At 54.8% G+C, this 26,116-nt stretch carries 19 protein-coding genes and 2 pseudogenes; all 21 read right to left on the bottom strand.

Going from position 1 to position 26,116, the window contains the following annotated elements; all coding sequences use genetic code 11:
• Window positions 1–222 precede the first annotated feature (222 nt).
• Window positions 223–945 (bottom strand): annotated as a pseudogene (locus ABVS15_RS09700) (ABC transporter ATP-binding protein); the annotation flags it as partial.
• An 18-nt stretch (window positions 946–963) separates the two neighbouring features.
• The gene (locus ABVS15_RS09695) at window positions 964–1,737 is read right to left on the bottom strand and encodes an ABC transporter permease (RefSeq protein ID WP_369283531.1); all 774 of its coding nucleotides are present in this window, start codon (window positions 1,735–1,737) and stop codon (window positions 964–966) included.
• 28 nt (window positions 1,738–1,765) lie between these two features.
• Window positions 1,766–3,229 carry a radical SAM protein gene (locus ABVS15_RS09690; protein WP_369283530.1) on the bottom strand — a complete coding sequence of 488 codons (1,464 nt, stop codon included), beginning with the start codon at window positions 3,227–3,229 and terminating at the stop codon, window positions 1,766–1,768.
• A 122-nt stretch (window positions 3,230–3,351) separates the two neighbouring features.
• Window positions 3,352–3,993 carry a hypothetical protein gene (locus ABVS15_RS09685; RefSeq protein WP_369283529.1) on the bottom strand — a complete coding sequence of 214 codons (642 nt, stop codon included), beginning with the start codon at window positions 3,991–3,993 and terminating at the stop codon, window positions 3,352–3,354.
• 55 nt (window positions 3,994–4,048) lie between these two features.
• Window positions 4,049–7,336, bottom strand: coding sequence for a polysaccharide pyruvyl transferase family protein (locus tag ABVS15_RS09680; RefSeq protein WP_369283528.1), 3,288 nt, complete (start codon window positions 7,334–7,336; stop codon window positions 4,049–4,051).
• Between the two features lie 39 nt (window positions 7,337–7,375).
• Complete coding sequence (locus ABVS15_RS09675; protein ID WP_369283527.1) at window positions 7,376–8,383, bottom strand: glycosyltransferase family 2 protein; 1,008 nt, start codon at window positions 8,381–8,383, stop codon at window positions 7,376–7,378.
• A 4-nt stretch (window positions 8,384–8,387) separates the two neighbouring features.
• Window positions 8,388–8,975 carry an SIS domain-containing protein gene (locus tag ABVS15_RS09670; RefSeq protein ID WP_369283525.1) on the bottom strand — a complete coding sequence of 196 codons (588 nt, stop codon included), beginning with the start codon at window positions 8,973–8,975 and terminating at the stop codon, window positions 8,388–8,390.
• Window positions 8,976–8,977: 2 nt separating this feature from the next.
• Complete coding sequence (locus ABVS15_RS09665) at window positions 8,978–10,270, bottom strand: HAD-IIIA family hydrolase (RefSeq protein ID WP_369283524.1); 1,293 nt, start codon at window positions 10,268–10,270, stop codon at window positions 8,978–8,980.
• Window positions 10,271–10,284: 14 nt separating this feature from the next.
• Window positions 10,285–11,220, bottom strand: a complete 936-nt coding sequence (locus ABVS15_RS09660; protein WP_369283523.1) for an NAD-dependent epimerase/dehydratase family protein — start codon at window positions 11,218–11,220, stop codon at window positions 10,285–10,287.
• Between the two features lie 14 nt (window positions 11,221–11,234).
• Window positions 11,235–12,221 carry a GHMP kinase gene (locus tag ABVS15_RS09655; protein ID WP_369283522.1) on the bottom strand — a complete coding sequence of 329 codons (987 nt, stop codon included), beginning with the start codon at window positions 12,219–12,221 and terminating at the stop codon, window positions 11,235–11,237.
• A 5-nt stretch (window positions 12,222–12,226) separates the two neighbouring features.
• On the bottom strand, window positions 12,227–13,255 hold the full coding sequence (locus tag ABVS15_RS09650) for a glycosyltransferase family 2 protein (protein ID WP_369283521.1): 1,029 nt from the start codon (window positions 13,253–13,255) through the stop codon (window positions 12,227–12,229).
• 176 nt (window positions 13,256–13,431) lie between these two features.
• Window positions 13,432–13,597 (bottom strand): annotated as a pseudogene (locus ABVS15_RS09645) (transposase); the annotation flags it as partial.
• Window positions 13,598–13,990: 393 nt separating this feature from the next.
• Complete coding sequence (locus ABVS15_RS09640; protein WP_369283519.1) at window positions 13,991–14,989, bottom strand: GGGtGRT protein; 999 nt, start codon at window positions 14,987–14,989, stop codon at window positions 13,991–13,993.
• A 17-nt stretch (window positions 14,990–15,006) separates the two neighbouring features.
• Entirely contained in the window at window positions 15,007–15,699 is a 693-nt protein-coding gene (locus ABVS15_RS09635; RefSeq protein WP_312158941.1) for an iron-sulfur cluster assembly scaffold protein, read from the bottom strand.
• Between the two features lie 338 nt (window positions 15,700–16,037).
• Window positions 16,038–17,288, bottom strand: coding sequence for a sodium/glutamate symporter (locus ABVS15_RS09630; protein WP_369283518.1), 1,251 nt, complete (start codon window positions 17,286–17,288; stop codon window positions 16,038–16,040).
• Between the two features lie 437 nt (window positions 17,289–17,725).
• Entirely contained in the window at window positions 17,726–19,717 is a 1,992-nt protein-coding gene (locus ABVS15_RS09625; protein ID WP_369283517.1) for a 5'-nucleotidase C-terminal domain-containing protein, read from the bottom strand.
• A gap of 169 nt (window positions 19,718–19,886) precedes the next feature.
• Window positions 19,887–20,630 carry a type 1 glutamine amidotransferase gene (locus ABVS15_RS09620; RefSeq protein ID WP_369283516.1) on the bottom strand — a complete coding sequence of 248 codons (744 nt, stop codon included), beginning with the start codon at window positions 20,628–20,630 and terminating at the stop codon, window positions 19,887–19,889.
• A complete protein-coding gene (locus tag ABVS15_RS09615) occupies window positions 20,630–21,964 on the bottom strand; it encodes a MurT ligase domain-containing protein (RefSeq protein WP_369283515.1) in 1,335 nt (444 codons plus the stop codon). The genes ABVS15_RS09620 and ABVS15_RS09615 overlap by 1 nt, the downstream gene beginning before the upstream one ends.
• Window positions 21,961–22,635 (bottom strand): cyclase family protein, encoded by a 675-nt coding sequence (locus ABVS15_RS09610; RefSeq protein ID WP_369283514.1) that lies wholly within the window; start codon window positions 22,633–22,635, stop codon window positions 21,961–21,963. The genes ABVS15_RS09615 and ABVS15_RS09610 overlap by 4 nt, the downstream gene beginning before the upstream one ends.
• 92 nt (window positions 22,636–22,727) lie before the next feature.
• Complete coding sequence (gene mnmG / locus ABVS15_RS09605; RefSeq protein ID WP_369283513.1) at window positions 22,728–24,593, bottom strand: tRNA uridine-5-carboxymethylaminomethyl(34) synthesis enzyme MnmG; 1,866 nt, start codon at window positions 24,591–24,593, stop codon at window positions 22,728–22,730.
• Between the two features lie 36 nt (window positions 24,594–24,629).
• Window positions 24,630–25,481: a metallophosphoesterase gene (locus tag ABVS15_RS09600; protein ID WP_369283512.1), complete on the bottom strand. Its 852-nt coding sequence runs from the start codon at window positions 25,479–25,481 to the stop codon at window positions 24,630–24,632.
• Window positions 25,482–26,116: the final 635 nt, after the last annotated feature.

The following is a 26,116-nucleotide window of genomic DNA, read 5'->3' as shown; positions in this document are numbered from 1 at the left end:
GAGACAAACGTCATCTTGAGGCACATGCTTCCCCAGCACCTGCATTGTAGCCAGGAAGGACATTCCGGTAAATACTGTTGCTAAAAATAATCCTGTCAAGATTGTTTTGAAACTAAAGTAAAATCCAGATTTTACGGGCTGTTCCTGCATACACGTATAACAAGAATCCTCTTGGCTGCCCTCCACCTCCGTATCCACCATGGAGGCAGGACAAAGCCCATGGAGAAAATGGTCGTAGCGTTCGCAAATCTCCTTGGTCTCCCCAAAGGCCACCTGTCTGCCGTGATCCAGCCAAAGGATTTTATTGCAAAGGCTTTGAATTTGCTCCAAAGAGTGGGAGACCAAAATAGTGGTAGCCCCGCTATGAATAATTTCCTGCATTTTCTTGGAACTCTTTTCTTGAAAAGCGCCATCACCCACGGATAAGACCTCATCTAAAATGAGAATATCAGGGTTTACCAAGGATGCGATGGAAAATGCAAGACGGGCTTTCATGCCTGAGGAGAGCTGCTTAAAGGGACGTTCCTCAAACTCCCGAAGCTCTGCAAATTCAATAATTTGGTCATAGGTTTCGTCCATAAAAGCCTTGGTATATCCAAGCATGGCTCCTCGAAGATACGCATTTTCCTTCACCGTCAGGTCTCCGTCAAAGCCACTGCCCAGCTCCAAAAGAGCGGCGATTTCCCCATTTGCGGTAATCTTTCCGCGGGTGGGCTCCATGATACCGGAAATGGCTTTCAGCAGGGTGGATTTTCCCGCACCGTTGGAGCCGATAATCCCCAGCATATCGCCTGATTCCAACTCGAAAGAGACCCCGTCTACCGCCATGAACTCTTTTACATGGTAGTTGTGGGTCAGTTTGCGGGTGGCGTATTCCTTGATGCCGATGTCCTTGAAGTCGCCGGTGATATAACGGATGCAAACGTCCTCCGCCTTTAATGCAATGCCCATCTTGCAATCTCCTTACACGTAGTACAAAAAGCTGTGATTTTTCTTTTTGTAGATCCAAAAGCCCACGCCAAAGGCAAGCAGCGCATAACCCGCGGCAATCATATGAAACCACAGAGAGGGTACGGCTCCCTCGATCACAATTTTCCTGAAATAGCGGATATACACATAGACCGGGTTCAATAGAAACAGATTTTTCCCGATCTGCGGAAAGGTCTCAATGCTGTAAAAGATGGCGGACATATACATCAGCAGCAGGGTAAAAATGCTGTAGAGATACTGAATGTCCCGGAAAAACACGTACATAGCTGACAAGATGAGTCCCATGCCCAGATTGAAAACCACCAGACACACGATGGGATAAAGCAGCAAGATAAATTTCCACGTGATAGGGATGCCGTCCGCCAGAACGAACACAAAGTAGACGATCAGCGTAATTCCGAAATTGATGAGGGACGAGATGTTCTTGGAGAACAGGAACATATATTTTGGTACGTTGACCTTGGTGAAAATGTCCGCGTTGTTCAAAAGTGAGGTCATGCCCTCATTGGTGGAGTCATTGAAAAAGGAGAAGATCAGCTGACCGGAAAACAGGTAGATCGTGTAGTGTTCAATCTCCGAGCCCAGTAGATTGGAAAATACCAGATTCATGACAAACAGGCTTAGCAGTGGAGACAGCACACTCCACGCGATTCCCAGCACGGTCTGTTTGTATTTCTTCGTGAAGTCCCTATGAACCAGCTGCTGGAACAAAAACTGGTACTTCTTCATCTTTTGTATGGCGTTCAAAGGAAAACCTCTTTTCGAAAGATTACAGTCAGTCTGCCAGCTCTGTTAGCGCCAGCACCCGCGCAAACCCACAGGACGCGATGCGCCGCTTCACAGAGCAAAGCTGGGGATATTCCGCCACGACGACGGCATCCACCTTCGGGACACGGTCATATCGGTTGACCACGGGAGGCGTTTGTCCCATCAGGAGCTTGAGAAAATACTTGCAGCGACGCTTGAGATGATTTTTCAAAGATCCGGCATCTTCATTCTCTACGTATTCGCTGTCCAAAATGTATCGCACACGTATTTTTGTGGGCGCCAGCAGGGAGAGAAGCCACGCGCACGGAGGGTCCGCCCTGTTTGCGCAGACGGCAACGGTTTTCACTCCCCTGTCCAGCAGGCGGATCTCCACCGCTTTGGAGGCTCGCGCTGCCTTTTTCTGCGTTTCCGGTTCGTTCGGCGCGTACTCCAATGCCATGAGTGCGTCTAGATAACACCGCTTTTCCTGAGAATACGGCTGATTTACCTCCGAAAATTTGCCGCCAAACGCATCGCGCACCGTGGGCGTTAACCATGTGGACCCATCCGCGCAGGTTCGGTCCCGTAGGTCCGCGTAACACGGCGCTTCCAACTCCGGCACTATGCCAGAGGATAGAAGAATATACGCGGCGTAGCAATGCTTCCAAGGGCAGTTGGTCCCAATCGCGGCAAAACGGATGGGTTCGTCCACGTTCTCATAAATATTTTGGAGCGCGGAGCCGCCGGCAAAGCAGGGCATGATCCAGCCCGATCCCGCGTTTAGGCTAACCACCCACTCGCCTGCGTAGCAAAATTCCCGGCGCTGGGCCATCCACTGTGTCTGCTGAAAGTCAAACAGCGGGGAGTGGAACGTTCCCCACTGGCGCTGGTGTTCTGCGACAGGTAGGGCCGTCAGCCGGGAGAAGCCGTCCAGATTGTTCCGCGACTCAATGACATGGCAGGGCACACCCATTTTTTGAAAACAGATTTCCTGAACTTCCGGAATAAACGGAACGGTTTGGTCATTCACCGTCAGCTCCACCGTCAGCGCGCAGCCGCTTCCCTTCACGTACTGCACATTGTCAAAAAAGGCATCCAGCAGAGCTCTTTTACGCAGTTCAAGAAAGTGAAAAGAAAATTTGAAAAACAGCCGCTCTCGCAGTAAGGCGGGCAGCAGACAAAGCTCCTCGATCCGTTTACGCACCGTCCCGTTGGTCACAATGGAGACAATATGCCCGTTTTCCAGCATCCGCTCCGCCAGCTCCACCGCATAAGGAGCGAGGAGCGTCTCTCCTAGTCCGCACATATTGATGTGGCACACGCCGCCCAGGCGCTCCCTTGTCAGTGCCTTTTGGATGTGGGCGGGAGAATAGTCCAGCGTGCCCAGTTCCCCAGTGTTCCCGTGCTCCTGTCCAATGTAGCAATAGTGACATTGGAAGTTACATGCTGTCACCGGAAGGACAAAATTAATGAGTCGCTTGCTCTGCGTCATACGTCACTCTCCTGCGAATTGATGTTCAAACCCAGACAGTTCATTATACAACTGCTGAATTTTATGTTTGGTTTCATCATTCAGCGCCCATTCATGGGTAAAGGCCTCTATATGAGATCGTTTCAGCAGTGGTTTGACTGCGCGCGCACATCTCTGGTCTTTTCGATCCGCAGATCTGTCGCGCTAAACAGCAGTCCCGTCTCTGGATGAACGTAAATCCCTGCCTTGGCAACGGTTCTGCTCTCACCTTCCATCAGACAGTAATTCTCCTGCCCGCCTTCGCCGCATAAGACGCCCCGCAGCCCGCATGCCCGCATAGCCGACAATTCCTCTTTACCGCCGGCATAGCAATGAATGCGCACGTTGTGGTCGATCGACCGCTCTCCCACAATTCGCTGAAGCTGCGAGACAACGGCGCGATAGTCGCCGCCTGCCCGCCTGCCGCCGCAGTCGTCGTACCGGACAACGTCATCTCCCCCGTGGAATCCGAAACGAAGCCAGCAGTTGTTTTCTTCAAACTCCTGCCGATACGCATCTGTCATCGCGCAGAGCGACAGGCCTTGAAATTCCCCGAAGCAGTAGAAGCTGACAACGGCTCCATACAATTCATGAAGCTCTCGAAAGAATCTTAAAGTGGGCTGCTGAAATGCACTTTCATATTGAAAATGCTCTAAATTCTCAAACAGCCAAATCGTGTCATCCACAGAAAAATGCACGCTTCGTCTTGTCTTCATCGCCGGAAATCGATCTGTCAACCAGTGCATATGCCCTCCATTATAAGTGCGCTTCCGCTTATGTCGGGACGGCACCTGACGCACCTTACAGCGTTCCCGCTTTTCGAATTTTCTCCGCCATCCCGTCAAAAAGCCCCTGTTCCAGCAGCGGATAGAAGGGCTGGCGTACCTTCTGTGCGCGTTCCATTGCGGCGGGAAGCTTTTCAATATCCCGACCAATATAAAACACGGCATTGGAATCAGCGAACATTGCACAGAATTCCGTGATTTTGTCGTTGTAGGTGCGCAGCGCCACACAGGGTGTTCCTGTGATGATGGAAAAAATCAATCCGTGAAGCCGGTCCGTGACCACGATGCTGCTGGACGCATACGCCCTTAGTTCTCCGGACACGACGCTTCGCCGGGACTCTCGGAGGATATTAGCCTGCGGGTTGCCCTGGTTCAGGTTATTGACCCTGCGGAAATGTGGGTCAAAGCCGCGAACGGTCGCTTCAATCCCGTCGGCTTCCGCCGCCGACAGCCCGGACTCCGCGTCCAACAAACCGCGCAGGCACAGTAGCACTCCGCTACGGGGGAGGTTGAAATTGTACTGCAGTAACAGTGCCATGTCCGGAGCAAAGGCGTTTTGGGCCTGCCCAAAGTGCTCCATGGCAACGTGCAGACTCTCCTGTCCCCGGGTAAAAAGTGTCAGATTGCGGTGCTGTCCGTAAACTCGCGTGGAGACTTCCAATTCTGCCTGTCCCGCTAGTGTGCCGTCGAAATAAATGGTCTGGGGAAAAATCACGATCTGATTTTCTGGGAAATCAGAAATTACCCGTCTGCGCAGCTCCTCCTCATTGGGATACTGACTGCCCAGGTTTCCGCCACCCTGCAAAAAGAGAATGTCATCCCGACGGACAATGGACTGGACGGTGGGATACCAATCGCTGAAGTCGTAAGCGGACAGCTCCACAAGCTGGTAGTCCGCGAAATACTTTTTAAAGAATTCCAGCTCCCCCAGTGTGATAGCAGCGTCGCCGATGTTGCTATGTTCCGGGGACCCCATTAGGATGATCTTTTTTTTCTGCGTCTGCGCGGTAAAAAGTGTGCGCTGATAAAAATGGGCGTTACGGCCCAGATCGTAGAGATGGTCTCCCACCAGAGTCAGCCTCTGTTGGGTATCCTCGGCCTGTTCAAATACCTTGGAAGACAGAACCTGACGAGTGTCCTCGGCCTGTTCAAGTACCTTGGAAGACAGAATCTGACGAGTGTCCTCAGCCTGTTCAGACACCCTGGAAGACAAAACCTGACGGGTGTCCTCGGCCTGCTTCAGTACCATATCCAGAAGATTTTGATAATCATGCTGGAGTGTCTCCACGGCAACGGCAATCTGCTCCATTTTAGAAGTCTGTGCCGCAATATGAGTAAGCAACGCGTCCTCTGTTCTTCTGGCCGCACCTTCCGCGCTCCATGCAACCTCCTGAATGTTGATGATGCGGTCCTCGTAGCGATGGCGGAAAGGACTATAGAAGGGTTTGATCAGACTGCGAAAAAATCGCTTGATTCGGCTGGGTTTCTTTGGCTGTGCTTGGGCATAGCTTTCCGGCAGAGGAGGAATTTCCTGCATTGCGTCCGCTTTCAAGACCTCGCGCTTTTCCACTAAGCCGGGCAGCACGCCGGTGCGAGCCTCTGCCAGCCGCAATTCAAATACTTGCATGAGACTTTTCTGATCATACCGATTTATTTTTCGGTTCGATTCCAAAGCCGCATTGAAATAGCTCTCCAGCTTCTGAATATCCGTTTCGTTAACCAACCGCCCGTTCCACGGACCTATCAGCCCAAGATCGTCTGTGGGGATGGAAACACCAAGCTCCAAAAAGTTCTTTTGGATCATCGCGCGCATCATTTCAATGGTCTTGTCCGCTTGCCCGGCGCTTCCGGTATTCATCCAGCGGTGATAAAACAGTACCTGATGAATGCAGCCCACGATCATACCCTGATCAAAGGCGCGATGCCACAGTTCCCAGTCCTCTACATAGCCTCGTTGCTCGTCGTAATACAGATCGTTTTGCGCAAAGAAATCCCGTCGAAACATAATGGTCGGATGATCAAAGGGACAGGTGAAAATAGACCATGCCCGTGCCAGCTCTCCTTCAAAAGAGGTCCTACGCTCATTCATATCTCCGAAATACTCAAAATCGCTGGTACAGAGATGAATGTCAGGGTGGGCATCCAAATATTCTGCCTGCACAAATAGTCTTTGATCCGAGGCCAAATCATCATCATCAATCCGGGCAATATAGCGACCCTGTGCCATACGAAGCCCACGGTTCAGACTGGCGGCAATCCCCAATCGCTCCTCATTGAACACCAGACGAATCCGAAGATCGTGATAGGATTCCACGACCTGACGCAGACTCTCTTGCTCAAACGGTTCTGCAACAATGATGATCTCAAAGTCAGAAAATCGTTCCCAATCAGAACGCTTCTGCGCCATCAGGCTGTCTAGACACTGGCGAATCAACTGCTCCTTTGGTTTGTAGGAAGGAATGACTACAGATATACGGGGGTGAATCTCAAACGGAAGAGAACTGCCTCCGGCAGCGCGCCACTGTGCATAGTAATTTCGCCATTCGGAATAATGCTGATAGACGTACCAGTCGTTCCAGAACTTGTTTCTGCCCCAAGTATGGATGATGGCAGCGGAAGAACAGTCTCGCCCCATGTAGGGATAGCAGCAATAATCTGCTCCCCGCAAAGGCGTGACATGGATTCCAAATTTTTGGATGGCTGCGTTCAGCACGCCCTGATCTGGTAGGCTCAGAATATCAGCCCACTCCGCCGTTTTATCATAGCACCATGATGTACAGGTTTGATAAGAACGCATCCGCTGCGATAAGACAATCGTTCCGGAGCAATATAGATACTGTGCCGTATCATAACCCGGTAAATTGGCCGTGAAACAAGTCTGCATCCGATCAGGGTTTTCCGCGGTCTTGTTCTGGGGATCCTCACGAATAAACGCCGCTCCTGTTTTAGAGGCTGCTTCAATCATCCCGCTTAAATCCCCTTGAATCAGGATATCCGTATCCAACCAAGTGATTGTTTCAAATTCCTCCAGATAGGAGAACATCTCATACCGTGCAAACATCAACACAGAAAAAAGCGAGAAGCGGGGCTTCTGAAACAATTCTGCCGGAAGCGGCGGCGTATAACGGACAAACCGGCAGAGCATAAGACTGATCATCACCTTACGATCCTGCTCAGAAATCGGATCCGTATAGTAAATAATTGCTTCATCAAACAGCCCGGGATTTGTCTTTTGCAGCTGACATAAAATCGTGCCTACCAGAGCAGGACGGGTGTCCGCCAACATAACAGCATTTCTCTTCATGATATTGATCTCTTTCTTCTGTTTGAAATTTCAAAAATATCAGCATTTTTGTAGTTTTTGCACGATCCAGCGGCACTGTGCCAGAGGCATCGGCCGAAATACGCCCTCAATGCTTGCAGCCGTTGCTTTTTCATTGCGGATATCCCATTTTGCCCAGAGCCAGCGGCGGCGCAGCACATCCAACAGCGCCTGCTCCGGCAGAAATCCCGTTGTACAATTCGCAGAATAAACGCGCTGAAGCAGATAACGGTACTCTGATAACATCTGCTCGCGCCGTTTCCTGTTCTGCTCATGCCGGAAGATATTTCTCCATGCGTTGAGCAGCGCCGTTCCCCCCCTACTTACCGTAAGACCAAGGTTTCGCTCCAGAGCAGCAGCACAGATTTCCCCGTGCTCCTTTTCCAGTGCCCCCATCTTCCGCAAAGTAATCGTATCGCCCACATGGTAATCACCCAATATCTCAGGCAGATTAACCAGCTTCGTCACAGAAATTGCACGGGTCCACAGTTCGTAGTCCTCTGCCTGAAAGCGGGGATCATAATACAAATGAAACCGTTCCACCGTTTCCCGCCGCAACATCACCGTGGAATGGCACAGCTCGCAGGTAAACAGCAGACTGGCCGCCAAACGCGCCGGGTCCGACGGCGGCCGGTGCACCCAGCAGCGCTTGCCCCGGACATGCCTTTGCCAGCCGCCGCAGATTCCCACCTCCGGGTGCGCCCGCAAAAACGCCAGCTGCTTTTCAAATCGCTCCGGATAGGAGATGTCGTCCGCGTCCATTCGGGCGAGAAAGTCTCCCGCCGCCGCCCGAAAGCCAAGGTTCAGCGACTCCGCCAGACCCAGCCGCTGCCGGTTTTGCAAAACGCGAATCCTGCCGTCCCGCCGGGCGTATTGGGCAGCTAACTCCGCAGAGCCGTCGTCCGAGCCGTACTCGTTGATAATCAACAACTCCCAGTCTCGGCAGGTTTGTGCCAACAGGCTGTCCACCGCTCGGGAGAGAAATTTTACGCCGTTGCAGACCGGCAGAATTACGGAGATTTGCGGCATTACTTTACGCCTTCAGATGCTCGATACCGCCCAGAAAGCGATAAAAAATGCTCATCATCAGGTGGTCAAAAATCATATGGACATCCTCCGTCACCTGCATGCTTTGCACGGGGACGTGCAGCGACACGTCCGCCAGTTCCCGGAGCTTTCCGCCGTGGTAGCCGGTAGCGCCAATGACCTTGTTGCCCCGCTCCTTGGCATATTCCACCGCATTGATGACATTTTTGGAATTGCCGCTGCCGGAGATGGCAAAAACCAGATCGCCGGGCTTCAAATGTCCTTGCAACTGGAAGCGAAAGATCTCGTCGAACCCGATGTCGTTGGCTACGGCCATCAGTGTGGCGACATTATCATTCAGGCAGAGAAAGTTGAACTTCTTTTCGGTGTGCTCCGAAACGCCCTTATTGAAATCGTTTTGATAGTGGGACGCGGTGGCGGAACTGCCGCCGTTGCCGAAAATATAGATGGTCTTTTCCTCTTCAAACGCTTGCAGCAGCAGGTTCAGCGCCTGATTGACAGCCTGCTGGTCCAGCTCTTCCAGCGTTTTGATCTCAAGCTGCAAATACTCGTGAATCTCTTTTGTGAAATCCATGCTCACACGCTTCCCTTCAAAATGAAATCGACGGCCTGCCCCAAGTCCCGGCAGGTCACATCGGGTGTTACCTCGTATTTTCCGTCCTTGCCCGCGTCTCCGGTCAACACCAGCGCGGTGCGGGTTCCGGCGTTTTTTCCGGTCCGGATATCCACCGTGGAGTCCCCCACGAACCAGGAGGACGCAAGGTCGATGTGGTAATCCCGGACGCAGTCCTCCAGCATGCCGATCTCCGGCTTTCTGCAATGACAGGGGATTTTATACGCCGGATTTTCCTCCGGGTAGCCCTTGTGCGGGTGGTGGGGGCAGAACCGAATGCTGTCCAGATAAACGCCCTCCCGGCCCAGCAACGTCTCCAGCTTTTGATGAATCCGCTCCACGTCCTCCATGGAGCAAAGCCCCCGGGCTACCACTGGCTGATTGGTGATGACGATGGCCAGATAGCCGGAGGTGTTGATTTTACGAATGGCCTCCAGTGCACTAGGCTCCAGTTCAAACTGATCCTCATGGTAAATCAGGCCGTTTTTTCGGTTAATAGTCCCGTCCCGGTCAAGAAAAACAGCCTTTTGGGGTCGTCGCAGGCTTCTGCCTGCAATGAAGCCGCTGGTCAACTCCTTTTCAGCCTGAGTGATGCGCTCCAACGTGCCCACGTCCTTGATATATTCCGGGGACTGATATGCGTAAACTGCCCGGCCTTCTGCAATCAGGCCGGAGAGCAGCTCCTTTTCCAAATCAAACTTCCTGTTTTGGGGTACGCAGCCGCAGATCTCGGATTCCATCAGATATAGTCCCGCGTTTACCCGGTTGCTGTACCAGTGATCCCGGACGTTGTGCTTGGAGTCAAACGCCGTGATCCGCCCGTCTGCCCCGTACGAAACCAAATCAGAGTCAAAGGGGTGGGTGTTGGGGTGGACAAACAGGGTCGCCAGCGCGTGCTTCTCCTTGTGATAGCGGGCCATGCGCTCCAAATCAATGTCGAACAGCACATCGCCAAACACAAGGAAAAAGGGCCCGACCGTCAACATCGGGGCCAGCAGGGACAAAGACCCTGCCGTTCCCAGCGGCTGGGGCTCTTCGATATATTGTAGGCGCACGCCAAACGCCTCACCATCACCGAAAAATTCCTGGATCTTGCCGCCCAGATGACCAATGACCAGCACAATCTCGGCAATCCCCTGCTCTCGCAGGCGCTCGATCTGCCATTGCAGGATCGGCTTGCCCGCCACAGGGACCATGGGCTTTGGGATTTCATCCCGGGTCAGGGCTGCCAGCCGTGTGCCCTTCCCTCCTGCCATAATGACTGCCTGAATCAGAGCACGGCCCTCACAGTCTGCGCCACGGCTTCGTCGCTGGTCATGCTGGCCTTCCAGCCGGTGGCGTGGATTTTCTCAAGATTATAGGCGAACACGGGGACGTCTCCCTTCCAGCCGCCTACGCCTCCGGTATACCGGAAGGCCACGTCCTTCAGCCCCATTTCCCGGCAGACGATCTGCGCTATGTCGCTGACCGTGCTCTGGGTGTCGTCACCCACGTTATAGACGGTGACGCCCTCGGGCACGTACTCGTAAAAGCGAAGAATGCAGTCCACCAGATCCTTCACATAGAGATAAGGTTTGCACTGGCGACCGTCGCCCAGAATGGTCAATTCGGTAGGATTTTCCCGCAGCCGCTTCACAAAGTCAAAGATCACGCCATGGGTCAGCCGGGGGCCAATCACATTGGGGAAACGGAATATCAGAGAGTGAAACCCATTCATATAGGAGAACGCGCTGATGAGCCCCTCGCAGCCCAGCTTGCACGCACCGTAATAGGAGATGGGCATCAGCGGCGCGTACAACTCGGTTACCTCAGCGCCCTGCACGTCGCCGTACACCGCGCTGGTAGAGCAGAAGAACAACTTCTTCACGCCGTACAGCCGCATGCACTCCAGCACGTTGAAGGTGGTGCTATAGGTGTTACGGTACTCCACCTCTGGGGACAGGGCGCTGGCCTGAATGTCGGAGTTGGCGGCCATGTGGAATACATAGTCGAAATGCTCCTCCGCAAAAACCGCCTTCAGCGCGTCCAAATCAGTCAAATCCTGCTCATAGAGTCGAAATTGAGGATTTTCCGCCAGATGCCGGATGTTTTCTCTCGTACCGATGAAATAATTGTCCACACAGACTACCTGATGGCCTTCCGTCAAAAGAATGTCAATTAGATTGCTGCCGATAAAACCGGCTCCGCCTGCTACAAGCACCTTCATAAAACCCGCTCCTATCAATCCCAGTATTTGTCACCGATATAGACCACGGAAGAACCATCTCGCTCAAAGCGGAAATCGAACTGCTTCAACGGCAGCGCCCGCCGCAGGTCCTCCTGCCGCTCCTGTGGACAGTAAAATAGCAAAAATCCGCCGCCGCCTGCACCCAGCAGTTTTCCACCCACCGCGCCGTTTTGCAGAGCCAGGGCATAAGCCTCGTCGATGGTGGGGTTGCTGATGCCGGAAGCCAGCTCCTTTTTCATCTGCCAGCCTGCATTGAGAATCTCGCCGAAGGCAGAGAGATCGTTCTCCTGCAAGGATTTGCGCATATCCTCTGCTAAGGTGCACATGCGAATCAAATTCTGCGTCTTGTCCGCGGAAGAGATGTTTCTTTTCTGCTCCGCCAGAATGCCGTTAGCCGAGCGGGTGTTGCCGGTGTAGAACATCATAAGGTTCCGCTCCAGCTGTCTGTAAGTCTCCGGCCGCATCATCACTGGTTCCACAGAGACGCTGCCGTCGTTGTTAAAGCGGATGAAATTGAGTCCGCCGTGAGCTGCGGCGTATTGATCCTGTTTTCCGATGGGGCTTTTCAGCTTCTCAATCTCCACCTCGCAGGCCAGCTCCGCCAGCTTGCCCTTGGAAACGTATTTCCCTTGATAGCAAAACAGGCTGTGCAGTAGGCCCACCGTAAACGTGCTGGAGGAACCCAGTCCCGTGCCGCCCGGCACGTCCGCCGTGGAGCTGATCTCCACGCCGTGAATGTTCATGTCGGCGAGAACCTGATGGAAGATGGAGTGTCTGATCTTCTCTGGGCTGGAGACCAGCTCGTTTTCCGAGTACTTTAGCAGCGTCTGTTCTGGGGAGAAATACGGGTGGATAGAAATATACATATACTTGTTGATGGAGGTGCTTAGGACGCAGCCGCCGTGCTTTTCATAAAATGCGGCCATATCGCTGCCCCCTCCCGCAAAGCTGACGCGGAACGGTGTTTTTGTGATAATCATATCTTTCAGTATCCCTTCTCAATCATTGTCCTTCGATGGCTTCCCTTAAACACCCGCTTCAGCATCTTCGTGATGTGAAAGGTCTCAGCCAGTATCGGTATTGGACAAATATGCAGGATATAGGAAAACAGCCGCGCTGTGCCATCGCAGCCCTCCCGCAAAACACTTCTGGTGGCACGATACAGCGCAAACGCGGCTTGCTGATCCTCCTCTGGGAGTTCGACGCATAGTGCCAGATTCAGCAGATATTCAAATTGGTACTGCGCCACAAACGCCGATACGTACGGGGCGTCGGTTTCTTTCATGCGTAGGACACCGCTGACACAATGGGTCACGGTGTCCTCCAGCCGTTTCAAGGAGGGTCGGTCCATGAGGGAATCCCCCCGCCCAATGCAATAGCGGTAAAATGGACAATGCGCAAATGCAAACACCGGCTGGGCCGCAAAGACTTGTGTGGTATAATCCATATCCTCACTGAGGGTGTTCTCTAAAAACACAATTTTATTGTCTGCTAAGAAGTCCCAACGATAGAGGTACCGCCAAACATTCCAGAAACATTTCTTTTTTTTCAGCGCCTGTAGCAGAAGTGACTGGTCTTCAGAAAAAGCGATCTGAGACCCAATTTGATTGATCTCTTCAATCAGACTTCCGCTGGTATCTGTCATGCGGTAATCTGTCATCACAACCTGCACACGGCTATCCATGTTTTCCAGTTGCCCCAGTAGCCATTTTAACTGCGCTGTGTCGACGAAATCATCGCCATCAATATACAGTAAAAAAGTTCCCCGACTGTTGACGACCCCACAGTTGCGGGCATCAGCAAGACCTCTTCCAGATTGATGGAGGACCTTGATTCGAGCGTTCTTCTTTTCCCATGTCTCGCATCTGGTATTGCTGTCATCGAAAGAATTGCCGACAACAAGCAGTACCTCCCCGTTTTCGGGGACTGCAGGTAGAACACTCTCGACGCATCGATCAATCCATGGCCCAATATTGTATACCGGGATAATGATACTCAACATAAGGTCTTTCACGGAAACGCTCCCTATCACTCATAATAAACCTATGATATGTTATCACTATATTACAAAAAATGCAAGCGTTCTCCACCTTTTGCAACTTTTATACTCATATATCGACAATCTTATAATTGTCAGTTCGTCACCTCGCCAAACATTTTTCGTAGTTATAAACAAAACTTTAGAAAGTTATCGCCATCCGGCACCTGATTGTTGGACTCCACGCCGCAGAGGTCCGAAAGGGGCCGACTGTATTGCTTTGGCAATGGTCGTCTCATTGGACGAATTATAGAGATTTTGTAGCAAATATAGCTGCAGCATCAGTTCCGGATCATTAGGCTTATTCCTGCGCTCTCCTTAGTTGCTTGATGAGGACCTACTTTATGTTGTCATACAGAATTTCTTACGGATACTACGAAATATCCTCCATTCAGGGTTTCAAAGAGTACTGAGCTCACCCTGAACTGCCCGACCTTGGGCAGTTCAGGGCGGCCAAGTCAGCAACAAAGGGGGAAAGCACATCTCTTGCTTATTCTTTTGAAGGAAATAGGCTTTGCTCCCTATAATCGCCCATCCCCATGCCGTTTGACCCCCATGTGTGGGCCCGTTTCCGGTTATCCTCTGAGATAAAAAATCCAGCGCAGACGGCCCGGAGGACAAAATTTATAGGAAGCGCCAAAAGCGCCCGATTCCAGATGGAATCGGGCGCTTTAATTTGCTCTCAAAAGTTGCGAGAAATAGCTCTTTTTCTTACTTCTTGCTCTCCGCCACGGCAACAGCAACCGCAACAGTCGCACCCACCATGGGGTTATTTCCCATGCCGAGGAAGCCCATCATCTCCACATGGGCGGGGACGGAGCTGGACCCAGCGAACTGCGCGTCGGAGTGCATCCGGCCCATGGTGTCGGTCATGCCGTAGCTGGCGGGACCGGCGGCCATGTTGTCGGGGTGGAGGGTGCGGCCTGTGCCGCCGCCGGAGGCCACGGAGAAGTACTTCTTCCCCTGCTCGTTGCATTCCTTCTTATAGGTGCCTGCAACCGGATGCTGGAACCGGGTGGGGTTGGTGGAGTTGCCGGTGATGGACACGTCCACGCCCTCATGGTGCATGACGGCCACGCCCTCGCGCACATCGTCCGCGCCGAAGCAGCGAACATTGGCCCGCTCTCCCTCGGAATATCGAATCTCACGGACAATCTTCAGCTCGCCGGTGTAGTAGTCAAACTGGGTCTGCACGTAGGTGAAGCCGTTGATGCGGCTGATGATCTGGGCCGCGTCCTTACCAAGGCCGTTGAGGATGACCCGCAGGGGTTCCTTCCGGGCCTTATTGGCGTTGCGCACAATGCCGATGGCACCCTCCGCGGCGGCAAAGGACTCGTGGCCAGCGAGAAATGCAAAGCACTTGGTCTCGTCCCGCAGCAGCATAGCGCCCAGATTTCCGTGTCCAAGACCCACCTTGCGGTCCTCTGCCACGGAGCCGGGAATGCAGAAGGCCTGCAGGCCCACGCCGATGGCTTCGGCGGCCTCAGCGGCGGTAGCCACGCCCTTTTTCAGCGCGATAGCCGCACCCACACAGTACGCCCAGCAGGCGTTGTCAAAGCAGATGGGCTGGATGCTTCTGGTGATCTCATAGGGGTCAAATCCCGCGGCCTGACAGAGTTCGCGGCACTCCTCTACGGAGCCGATGCCGTACTCTTTGAGGACAGCGTTGATCTTTTCAATTCTTCTTTCGTAGCTTTCAAACAGAGCCATGTTTCTGTCCTCCTTTCTTATTCCTCGCGGGGGTCGATATATTTGGCGGCGTTTTCAAACTGGCCGTAATGAGACTTGGCCTTTTCCAGCGCCTCGTTTGCGTCCACGCCTTTTTTCACGGACTGCATCATCTTGCCGAGATTCACAAACTCATAGCCCACGATTTCGCTGTCCTGATTCAGTGCCACGCGGGTGACATAGCCCTCGGCCATTTCCATATAGCGGGGACCCTTCTCTCGGGTTGCGAACATGGTGCCGATCTGGGACCGCAGGCCCTTGCCCAGGTCCTCCAGAGATGCGCCGACGGGGAGCCCCCCCTCGGAAAAGGCGGTCTGGCTGCGGCCGTAGACAATCTGCAAAAACAGCTCCCGCATGGCGGTGTTGATGGCGTCGCACACCAGATCGGTGTTCAGCGCTTCCAAAATGGTCTTGCCCACCAGAATTTCAGAGGCCATGGCGGCGGAGTGGGTCATGCCGGAGCAGCCGATGGTTTCCACCAGCGCCTCCTCAATCACGCCCTCCTTCACGTTCAGCGTCAGCTTGCAGGCCCCCTGCTGGGGGGCGCACCAGCCCACGCCGTGGGTAAGGCCCGAGATGTCCTTCACTTCCTTGGCCTGCACCCACTTTCCCTCCTGAGGGATGGGCGCCGGGCCGTGATACGCGCCCTTGGCCACAGGGCACATATGCTGCACTTCGGCGGAATAAATCATATGAACGCTTCCTTTCCTGCGTTTTTCAAAACAGACGAGCGAGGATTCTGTTGTTGAATTCCGCAGTTATTATACTGGTAAACGATTAACCTGTCAAGGAAGGAAAACCGCTATATCCGGGAATTTTCAATGAAAAGCGGCAGGTTTTTTAGGAGAAACCTTTTGCGCCGGAAACGTGGGGTGAACGGAACGCCATCCCGTGTCCTGGCGGCGTTTGCATCCTGCAAATGCTTGCTAAAAAAGGGAGACGCCCATATTGGGCGTCTCCCCTTTGACTGTTCAGAAGATGAAGGTGTTTCTCTCCGTTGCGCCAAGAAGGCAGCGGAAAGCATTTTTCCTCAGCGCACGAGGAAGCTGCCAAACAGGGAGAGAAAAATAGGATTGTAGATGTCGTCAATCAGCACGGCGAAGGAGGGGTAAAGCACCCATGCCACATTGTGCCAGCCATACTGGTCCATGACCGCCTTTTCGTTTGCCACGGCGTTGGGCCCGGAGCCGCAGCCCCAGCCGCAGTTGCCCGCGGTCATCACTGCCGCGCCGTAGTCCCGTCCAAACATATTGAAGGAGATGAAAATGCCGAACAGTGCCATCAATACCGCCTGCACCAGCAGAATCACGCCCATCTGCCCCGCCACGGTGGAAAGCTTGGTAATGTCAATGGTCATCAGTACCAGCGCCAGATACAGCTCCAGGAACATATGCTCAACAGCCTCCACCTCGGGGACGTAGAACTTGATGTGGAAGCCCTCCATTACATTGCGGGCAATGGCGCCGGCAATCAGGCAGCCGATGAACTTGGGCATTTCAATCATGGGGATGCTGTCCAGCAGCATATAGATGGGCATGCCCAGAGCGGCCAGCAGCAGGCACATGGCAAACATGGAAATCATACGGCTGTTGTCCAGCCGGGGCTCCTGCCCGGAGGCTGCGGATTCGGGCCTGTCGTTTGGGTCGGCCTTCAAATCGTGGCGGCGGATGAGGAATGCGGCCACGGGACCGCCAATTAGGGAGCCCATGATGTTCCCCATTGTTCCGGCGGCAACGCCCACAGTGGTGGCATCAGGCGCGCCCATGCCCTCAAAAATGGGGCCGAAGGCGGAGGCGGTGCCCACACCCCCGGCCATGGCGGCAGAGGAGCACTGAAGTGCCAGCAGGGGATGCAGGCCAATCAGGTTGCCCACGGCCACGCCCAGCAAATCCTGCAGCGTAATCAGCAGGCAGGCCGCAATGGCAATCATGGCGCATAGCTTTCCGCCTGCGTGGCGGATCATCTTCCAGCTAAAGCCAAAGCCCACGCACAGGAAAAACAGGTTTTGGCAAAGGTCCTGCACCACCTTCGTGTCAAAGGAAAAGGCCATGATACCGGAAATTTTAATCAGGGCAATGATCAGCGAGAAAAGCAGACCGGAAACCACGGGGGCCGGAATTGCGTACTTGCGGAGGAGCTTGGAATGTCCCACCATGGCGCGGCCCCAAAAGATAACGATGGCGGCAAAGCCCAGCGAGGTGAGGTATTCAAATTTGAAGGCGGCAATCGCTCCGTCCGCCGCGGGGGTATAGGTTCCGAAATACTCCAGGATTGTTTCCATTTGGTTTCTTCCTTTCTGTTCGGGTCCGGCAAAGCAATGTTCTAAACAAGTATGGGTATCTAAGAGGGGAAGAATACAGAATTGCTTAAAATTGGTATCTCAAAGAGTTTGTTTAGTGCATTTAACAGCTTGTAAACGATTGCTTTGTGCATTCTGACCGCTTTTTTAATGGAACGGAGGAAGTATAACGCAGGAGGAAAATTTCGTCAAGAGGTTTTTGCACTGCTGGTGGATGTAAAAAACATAAAGCAGGCTGCGGATGTGTCCGGGGGATACATCCGCAGCCTGCTTTCAGTGCGCTGGATCGGCGTTAAGCCGGGGCAAAAGCTCCCGCCAGGCGGTGGCATAGGCCTCCTCTATCCGATAAATGAGAAACGGATCTGGCAGTTCCTCGCCCGCGCCGGACGTCTCCTCTTCTTGCAAAGGGCATAAAATTTTTAAGCAGCGGGAATGAGCAGAATTTGGCCAATTTTAAGTTCATCCGGGTTTTTGACGGTGGCAATGTTGCGCTCGTAAATCACGCCCCACTTGGTTCCCGTGCCGTAAAACTTCTGAGCGAGGTTCCACAGGCAGTCGCCGGCCTTTACCGTGTAATTCTGGTCGGAGTCCACCGTGCCGGAGGGGTTCACAGGCTCAGGCAGCGGCGCGGGGACAACGGGGCTCTCGGTGGAAATGGCGGGTAACTTGCCCGCCGCCCGCAGGGCGGGGCCGTTCAAGGAGGCCACGTTGGGGGTGCGCCCATCCTCGGAGGTGGGAACGGTGAGCTCACCGGAGCGCACCTTCTCATAGATCAGTTCCTTTTGGGAATCGCTCAGATCCGCGCCCGTGATCTTCCAGTTGTTGTCGCACTGGGGCATCAGGGGAGTTTTCAGGCCGGCTACGTATTCGGTGATCATATCCCGAACCGCGCCGCCCTCGTACACCACGTCGGACTCATTCAGAAGACCCGCAGTGACCAGCCCGCCGTAACGGTAGTTGTTCAGCGCCAGCACCAGAGTTTGGTCGTCTGTCAGGGACTTTCCCTGATAGGTGACGTTTTGGATGCGGGAGCCGACGGGCTTGGAGATGTTGATCTCGTAGTTCACGCCCGCAAACTCGTCATAGTTGTACATCCGGATATTGGGGTTAAAGCTGATGGTCACGTCGCCGGAGACGTATTGATTAAAGAAGTCGCCCGCCTGCCGCTCCATAATGGCCTTGAGCTGCTTGCCGGTGACCTTCACGCCGTAAAGCGTGTTGTCATACTTGTAGATCTTCACGCTGTCCCGATTCAGGAAGGGGCCCTTTTCCAGATTGGAGCTCGCATCAAACAGGGCCGCCAGGGACACATCCGCTTTGGCGTTTTCCATCTGCACCTTGTTAATAAGATCCACAACGGGGTTGTCCTGTAAAATGGCGTTGGGAATGCCGGGGAGCAGCTCCACGGGGTCCAGGAACGTCTCGCCCACTTCGCCCACCGCCTTGGAGGCCAGGGCCTTGCTCTTTTCATCCAGTGACTTGAACTGCTTCAAAAACGCGGCGTCGGGGGTCGCGGCGGAGCAGTCCAGCAGGTCGCCGTCGGCCTTGGTCACGTCCCAGCCGCCATCCTTTTTCGTCAGGGAAAGGGTAAGCTTGGAGACGTACTGCCCGTTGGAACCCGGCTCCAGCACAGGGATGCCGTTGATCGTCTCGTCCACCACGGCGTGGGCATGGCCGATAAACAGCGCGTCGATCTTGTCGCCGTAAGTTTCGGCAACCTCCCGGACGCCCTCGGTGCCATATTCGCCGTCCAGTCCGTAGTGCACGGAGCCGATGATCACGTCGGCCTTCCCCTCCAGCTCGGTGAGGATTTTGCCCGTTTCCTCCATGGGGGTGGTGAAGGTCATGTTGTCATAGCGGGAAGAGTCGGATTTTTCCCAGATAGGGATGTGGGGCGCGTCGATGCCAAACACGGCCACCTTCACGCCGTCAACGTCGAAAATGTGATAGGCGTCCAGCCAGCGGGCGCCGTCCTTGCGGTAGATGTTGCCCGCCAGGGTGACGCCCTGAAAGTCCTGAATCTCCTTGGTCAGGTATTTGAACTCAAAGTTAAACTCGTGGTTGCCCAAAGTCCACACGTCGTAGTCCAGATAGTTCAGCGCGTCGATCATGGGGTGGGGCGTATCGCTTCTGAATTCCTGAATGTAGTTAGCTTGGGTGGAATCGCCGGTGTCAATGAGAAGCAGCTTGGGGTCGACCTTTCGTTCCGCCGCGATAATGGCCGCCGCGTGGGCCATGCTGGTCTTGTTTTCCTTATTGGACGCGTAGTCGAAGGGATTGACCATGCCGTGCAGATCGCTGGTCTGGAGAATGGTAAGGGTTCGGGTATCCTCCGCCGCCAGAGCGGGGACAGCCAAACTCACTGCCATCACCAGAGCCAGAAGCAGCGCTGATAACTTTTTCCGTTTCATTCCTCAGCCTCCTCAAAATGTTTTCAATGGGGATGGCTTCATTATAGTGCCAAGGTAATTTTTTTACAACAGCTTTTCCAAAAATAGGATAAAAGCTTTTTTTAAAAAGACAGCGCGCCCGCCGTCTCATGGGACGGCGGGCGCGCAACGTGATCCTGCAAAAAGGTTTTCAGTGTGCTTGATCAGCTTCAAGCCGGGCCAAAAGCTCCCGGCAGGCGGTGGCATAGGCCTCCTCCTCCATCCGGTAAATGGGAAGTTCCTCCGGCAGCGCTTCGCCCCGCCGGTCGTAAATGGCGGAGATCACGCGGCGCAGAAGGGGCGGATTTTTCACCAGAAGGGGCCCCGTCAACTCGGAGGCAAACACGTTGTTTTTCCGAAAGCCCTCCGGCCCCTGTTCTTTCTCGTTGCCATAGCCCAGAGACAGCTTTGACACAAGGGGGGTGACAATGCCGCTTACCAGCGTGCAGGAGTTCATAAAGCCCACCACAGGTTCCTCGTACAAATCCGTGTGTCCGTATACGTCCCCCACGAATCGCTTTCTTCCCTGCTGGCTGCTGAAAGCGCCTACCCGAAGGCCCATGTAATACGTTCCCGCCGCATCGGTCACGGACTGACCCAGCATCTGCATGGCCGTTCCGCAAAAAAGCATGGCCACGCCGTCGTCCACGGCGGCGCGAAGCTCCTTTCCAAAGCGGACTAAATCCTCGATAGCGGCTTTTTGGCTGCGCTCCGTCCCCGCACCCACAAACACGAAATCCGCGTTTGAAAAATCCATGGCGTCGCCGGGGTGAAGCGTTTCCACTGTCACAGTGTTGCCCATGTCCTCGAGATGGCGGCGCAGAATCGCAAGGTTTCCCCAGCTCCCGTACAGGTTCATCAGGTCGGGATAGATGTGCAAAAACCGAAGCTCCATCACACAGCCTCCTTTTCCACATGGGCCAGAAGCTTATCCCGGTCGGAGAAGCAGGTGAGGACGTACACGTCCTCCGCCCCATTGTTTTTCAAAGCTTCGCAGGCCTCGGCAATGTCGGGATGCAGCTCAATTTTCTCTCCCGGCACGTCCGTAAAGGACAGGCGCACCGCAAGGTCGGACGCATACTGCCCGCATAAGAGCACCCGCTCCACCTGCTCACAGTTCAAAAGGTCAAAGTCAATGTCCCACAGCCAGCTTGTCTCGCTGGTGTAGTACTTGCGGCTCACCGCGTCCACAATCACCACCACCGTGCAGGGATCCTCCGTGGCCTTTACATAGCGCAGATTCGTGTCGTAGGCAATGGAGTTTTCATGCTTGCTGGTGAGCAGCATTCCGTGGTGCGCGCCCAGCAGAAAGCGGACCATCCGCCCGTTTTTCAAAATATAATTGTCAATGGTCTTTGCGATTTCTGTGCCCGGCACGCCGCACTCATGGCACACGGCGCAGGCCGCCAGAATATTATAGACGTTATAAATGCTGCGGAAGGCCAGGTGGACGGTCAGCGCGTCGCCGATGCGCAAAATTCCCTCATCCAAATCCAGCTCCGTGGCGGCATAGTCGATTTCAAAGGGGCGGGCAAACTCACACTCGGGGCAGGAGTAGCTGCCGATGTGGTTGAAATGGTAGTAGCGATACTCCATGGGAGACTTGCATATTGGGCAATAGGCCCCGTCGTGGTAGACGCCGGAGGGTTCCTCCGTGGAAATGGAACAGCGCTCCAGCCCAAACCATTTCACGTTGTCCCGGTTCACACCAAAGCAGGCGGAAAGAGGATCGTCGGCGTTGAGAATCAGCCGCGTCTCCGGAAACATGGCGGGCGAAAGCGCATCAAATACCCACTCGGGGTGGCCGTTCCGGGTCAACTGGTCCCGGTACAGGTTCGTAACTACAAAATGGGTGGGATGGAAAAATTGAAAGCTGTGGACGGCGTACCGCTCGTCGGACTCAATCAGCAATACGTCGGCGCGCATCACGCCGCCAAAAGTGCAGTGGGTCAGCACCGTGGTGGTCACGCCCTCAATCTGGTTGGAGCCTTCTTCATTGTATACCACCGTTTTTCCCGATGCCCGCAAAATGGCGGCAATCATCTCCACGGTGGAGGTCTTGCCGTTGGAGCCGGTGACGGCGATTACCAAAGGGGGCAGCGTCACCTGACGCAGAATGTCCGGGCAGATCCGCAGCGCGTACTTGCCGGGCAGGGAGCTGCCGCGCCCCACCAGCTTTCCCACAAAGCGGCCCGCCTTGCAGATCAGGATGGCAAGAAACTTTTTCATGGCTCAGAGCTCTCCTCCTTCTCCGAAAAATCGCGGAACTCCGCGATGGCCCGGACGGGTGCGCCGTCCGCATCCATAAATTTCATCGGCAGGGCAAAAAACATCATGTCCTTCCGGCCTACCACCTTTTTCAGGCACAGGCTTTCCACAATCACCAGTCCGCCGCCAAGCAGCACCTTGTGAACCGGCCTGCACGGGGTGGCCAGCGTGTCCACGCTCAGCGCGTCGGTTCCAACGCCCTTTAATCCGCAGGAGACGAGATACTGGGCCGCCTCCTTGTCCGGGACGGGAAAGGTGTCTTCAAAATAGGCGTCGGTCCCCCACTTTTTCTCCCAACCGGTGTAAAACAGGACAAAGTCGGTGGATAGCACCGCGCCGTTGAGGCCGCGCAGAAATTCCGCCGTGATGACCTCGCCGGGGGCAAGAGCGGATACGTCCACCACCGCCGCCCGTCCGCAGAACTGTGATACGGGCAGCACGTCCAGCGTGGACCCGTGGGACAAGATGTGGGAGGGCGCGTCCATGTGGGTGCCGGTATGGGAGGCAAACTGAAGCAGCGTCTCCCGATAGCCATTCCGGGTCAGATTTCCGGTGGACTGGAACACGGGCTGAGAGGTGCCGGGATAAACCGGCATGTCTTCGCAGATGGTGTGCGTCAGGTCGAGAATCATAGTATAACTTCCTTTTCCCGAAAGTAAACCGCGCGCCGTTTTCCATAGCGCGCATTTTTCAGTTGACTTGGCCGGGCTGTGGTCGGGCGAAGTCAGCGGCTGAGATAAACCATCAAAACGGCGATGTCCGCCGGGGATACGCCGGAAATCCGGGAGGCCTGTCCCATGTCGGCGGGGCGGAGGTCGGCCAGCTTTTCCCGGGCCTCCAGGCGAAGTCCCCCGATGGAGGCGTAATCCAAATCCAGGGGAAGGGCCTTGCCCTCCATGCGGCGGAAATCCTCCACCTGCTTTTCCTGCCGGCGGATGTACCCCTCGTACTTCACATTCAGCTCCACCTGCTCCGCCTCGGCAGGGGTCAGGTCGGGACGGCCGGGGTCATAGGGGGACAGCTCCTCATAGTGGACGCCGGGGCGGCGAAGCAGGTCAATCAGGCGGCAGCCGTCGGTCACATCTGCCGTCTCCTTTTCTGAGAGAAACGCGGATAAAGCAGCCGAGGGGCCAACGCCCGAATGGGTCAGGCGGTGAATTTCCCGGTCCACCCGGGCGTATTTTTCCTCCACCGCCTGCAAGCGGTCTTCAGAAATCAGGCCGATGCGGTGGCCGATGGGGGTCAGCCGCCGGTCGGCGTTGTCCTCCCGCAAAAGCAGGCGGTATTCACTCCGGGAGGTCATCATGCGGTAAGGTTCTTCGGTTCCCTTGGTCACAAGGTCGTCAATCAGCGTGCCGATGTAGGATTCCGACCGGGAGAGGACCACAGGGGGCCTTCCCAGCAGCTTCATGGCGGCGTTCACCCCCGCCATAAACCCCTGCACCGCCGCTTCCTCATAGCCAGAGGAGCCGTTAAACTGCCCCGCGCCATAAAGCCCCAGAATTTTTTTGGATTCCAGTGTCGCGTACAGGGCCAGAGGGTCCACGCAGTCATACTCAATGGCATAGGCCGGGCGGGTCATTTCCGCATGTCCAAGGCCCGGAACACTGTGAAGCATTTCAAGCTGAATCTCCTCCGGCATGGAGGAGGAAAAGCCCTGTATATACAGCTCCTCGGTATTCAGCCCCATGGGCTCTACAAACAGCTGGTGGCGCTTTTTGTCGGGAAAGCGGACCACCTTCGTCTCAAAGGAGGGGCAGTACCGGGGGCCTACCCCCTCGATCACCCCCGCGTAAATGGGGGAGCGGTCCAGATGATCCAGCGCAATCTGCTTTGTCTCCTCCGTGGTCCAGGTCAGCCAGCAGACCGCCCGGTTCACCGGCGGCGTTTCAGTGGTAAAGGAAAAGGGGGGAGCCAAATCGTCTCCTACCTGTAACTCCATCTCGTCAAAGTCCACGCTGCGGGCGTTGACGCGGGGCGGCGTGCCGGTTTTGAACCGGCGCAGGGGCAAACCAAGCTCCACAAGAGAGTCCGTCAGGCGGTTTGCGGCGTGCATCCCGTCGGGGCCCGAGGCTTCCACGCACTCGCCGATGAGCGTCCGTCCATTTAAATAGGTGCCGCTGGCAACAATCACGGCCCGGACGGAAAACACCGCCCCGGTGGAAAGCACCACCTCGCTCACCGCGCCGTCCCGGGTTCGGATTTCCACCGCTTCGCCCTGACGGACGGTGAGGTGCTCCTGCCGCTCCAGTGTGTGCTTCATCCGCTCCTGATATTTCCGCCGGTCCGCCTGTGCCCGTAGGGACCAGACCGCGGGGCCTTTTCCCCGGTTCAAAAGGCGGTATTGAATGCAGCATTCGTCCGCGGCCCTTGCCATTTCGCCGCCCAGCGCGTCCAGCTCCCGGACAAGGTGGCCCTTGCCGGTGCCGCCGATGGCGGGGTTGCAGGGCATGTTGCCCACCGCGTCCAGATTGATGGTGAACACCACGGTACGCAGGCCCAGCCGGGCGGCGGCCAGCGCCGCCTCAATCCCCGCGTGGCCCGCGCCGATCACTGCGATATCAAATTGTCCGGCATGAAATTCTCTCATGGTCAATCCTCAAAAAGTCCCGTTCAGGGACTGAAATCACAGCGTCTTCCGCAGTGTCAGAGCCGCCACCTCCGGCCGGTTGAACAGCCGGGCAGAGGGAAAAATGTTGCCAAGGCCCCGGGAGACAAAAAGCTCTGCGCCTTCCACCGTGTAAAACCCAGCGGTGTAGGACGGAAAAAGACCCTGATGGGGGTCTACCAGTCCGTCGGTAAAGGGAAGGCGGACAAGGCCGCCGTGACCGTGGCCCGCCAGCGTCAAATCATAGCCCAGCCGGTAATATTCTGTGGCAAAACGGTTGTTCCGGTGGGCCAGCAAAAGGCGAAAATCGTTTTCGCCATAGGCTTTCAGCAGCTCCTGCGTCACGTCCTCGGGCGTTTTCTGGTCGGCGTAGGCATTGGGATCATCCACGCCGGAGAGAAGAATCCGTTCATTGCCGCGCTCGATGGCAACGGTTTGGTTCCGCAGGCAGATGACGCCCGCGCTTTCCAGCGCGGCGCAGATATCCTCTGCCTGCCGTAAGGCCCACTCGTGGTTCCCTGTTACATAATAGGTGGGGGCCAGGGCCGACAGCGCGCCGCCGATAGCGGCGGCGTATTGAAGAGGCTTTTTTGTATATTCGTCCACCAGATCGCCGGTGATGGCAATCAAATCCGGGGACTGGGCCGCCACCGCGTCCAGCAGGCGCTTGTTTCCCTCGCCAAACTCCTTCCCGTGAAGGTCAGAAAGCTGAACGACTACAAGCCCGTCAAACCCGGCGGGAAGGCGGACAGAGGAAAACTCAGCCCGGGTTACCTCCAGCGCGTTGTTATCCCAGATTACAAAACCGGTCAGTGCCATAACAATCAGCGCCGTCCCCGCAATGCGGCGGCGCACCGTAGCTTTTTTCATCAGCAGCGTCCCTCAAACCGTTCTTCGCGCCGCTGAAGCGACGCGGTCCGGGCCGCCGGGAAAATACGGCGGCGGTTTACGGTGAATGCAAGCAGCCTCGGCCACTTCGCGTATGGTGATTATAACATAAATTTATGACCTCTGACGAGATGAAAATTCAACAAAGAACCAAAAATAATTTGCCTTTTCAGGGGGGCGTCTCGTGAGATATGACAAAACCAAGGGATGTCCGACAGCGTTTTGGGTGTAAAATAGAGTTTTGAAAAAATTATTAAAAGTGAAGAATTGTAAGATGCATATAAAAAATGTTAAGTTTTTGTAACAAGTGTCAAAAAGCACTTGCCTTTTAGAAAAAACCGGCTATAATGAAAATTACAAAAGAACAGAGAGGAGGCGCATACAATGATGCAGAACGACAAGTTCACAGCGTTTGATCTGGACGACCTGATTTATGGCACTGCCACACAGGTACCCAGCGATCGCTAAGGCAGCAACGGAGCCGCGCTTGTAAAAGCGTGGGTTTTTTCTATTTTGGGAAGAAATTGGACCTGAACCGGCGGCGGACGCGCCCCGGCAGGCCGCTGCCGCCACACGCAAAACGTAATAAGATGGATTTGACGCCGCGAGGGAAAGCC

Source organism: Oscillibacter sp. GMB15532, from assembly GCF_041020825.1.
Classification (GTDB): Bacteria; Bacillota; Clostridia; order Oscillospirales; family Oscillospiraceae; genus Oscillibacter.
Note: the sequence above shows the minus strand (reverse complement) of the source record. Positions and strands in the feature narration are given on the sequence as shown.

Coding starts and splice junctions, on each gene's coding strand:
- mnmG (WP_369283513.1), bottom strand. CDS start 24,593: ATGAGAGAATTTCATGCCGGACAATTTGATATCGCAGTGATCGGCGCG.
- ABVS15_RS09635 (WP_312158941.1), bottom strand. CDS start 15,699: ATGATTTATTCCGCCGAAGTGCAGCATATGTGCCCTGTGGCCAAGGGC.
- ABVS15_RS09660 (WP_369283523.1), bottom strand. CDS start 11,220: ATGAAGGTGCTTGTAGCAGGCGGAGCCGGTTTTATCGGCAGCAATCTA.
- ABVS15_RS09600 (WP_369283512.1), bottom strand. CDS start 25,481: ATGAAAAAAGCTACGGTGCGCCGCCGCATTGCGGGGACGGCGCTGATT.
- ABVS15_RS09630 (WP_369283518.1), bottom strand. CDS start 17,288: ATGGAAACAATCCTGGAGTATTTCGGAACCTATACCCCCGCGGCGGAC.
- ABVS15_RS09620 (WP_369283516.1), bottom strand. CDS start 20,630: ATGGAGCTTCGGTTTTTGCACATCTATCCCGACCTGATGAACCTGTAC.
- ABVS15_RS09675 (WP_369283527.1), bottom strand. CDS start 8,383: ATGCCGCAAATCTCCGTAATTCTGCCGGTCTGCAACGGCGTAAAATTT.
- ABVS15_RS09670 (WP_369283525.1), bottom strand. CDS start 8,975: ATGGATTTCACAAAAGAGATTCACGAGTATTTGCAGCTTGAGATCAAA.
- ABVS15_RS09615 (WP_369283515.1), bottom strand. CDS start 21,964: ATGAAAAAGTTTCTTGCCATCCTGATCTGCAAGGCGGGCCGCTTTGTG.
- ABVS15_RS09625 (WP_369283517.1), bottom strand. CDS start 19,717: ATGAAACGGAAAAAGTTATCAGCGCTGCTTCTGGCTCTGGTGATGGCA.
- ABVS15_RS09640 (WP_369283519.1), bottom strand. CDS start 14,989: ATGGCTCTGTTTGAAAGCTACGAAAGAAGAATTGAAAAGATCAACGCT.
- ABVS15_RS09610 (WP_369283514.1), bottom strand. CDS start 22,635: ATGATTCTCGACCTGACGCACACCATCTGCGAAGACATGCCGGTTTAT.
- ABVS15_RS09685 (WP_369283529.1), bottom strand. CDS start 3,993: ATGCACTGGTTGACAGATCGATTTCCGGCGATGAAGACAAGACGAAGC.
- ABVS15_RS09680 (WP_369283528.1), bottom strand. CDS start 7,336: ATGAAGAGAAATGCTGTTATGTTGGCGGACACCCGTCCTGCTCTGGTA.
- ABVS15_RS09690 (WP_369283530.1), bottom strand. CDS start 3,229: ATGACGCAGAGCAAGCGACTCATTAATTTTGTCCTTCCGGTGACAGCA.
- ABVS15_RS09655 (WP_369283522.1), bottom strand. CDS start 12,221: ATGATTATCACAAAAACACCGTTCCGCGTCAGCTTTGCGGGAGGGGGC.
- ABVS15_RS09665 (WP_369283524.1), bottom strand. CDS start 10,270: ATGGCAGGAGGGAAGGGCACACGGCTGGCAGCCCTGACCCGGGATGAA.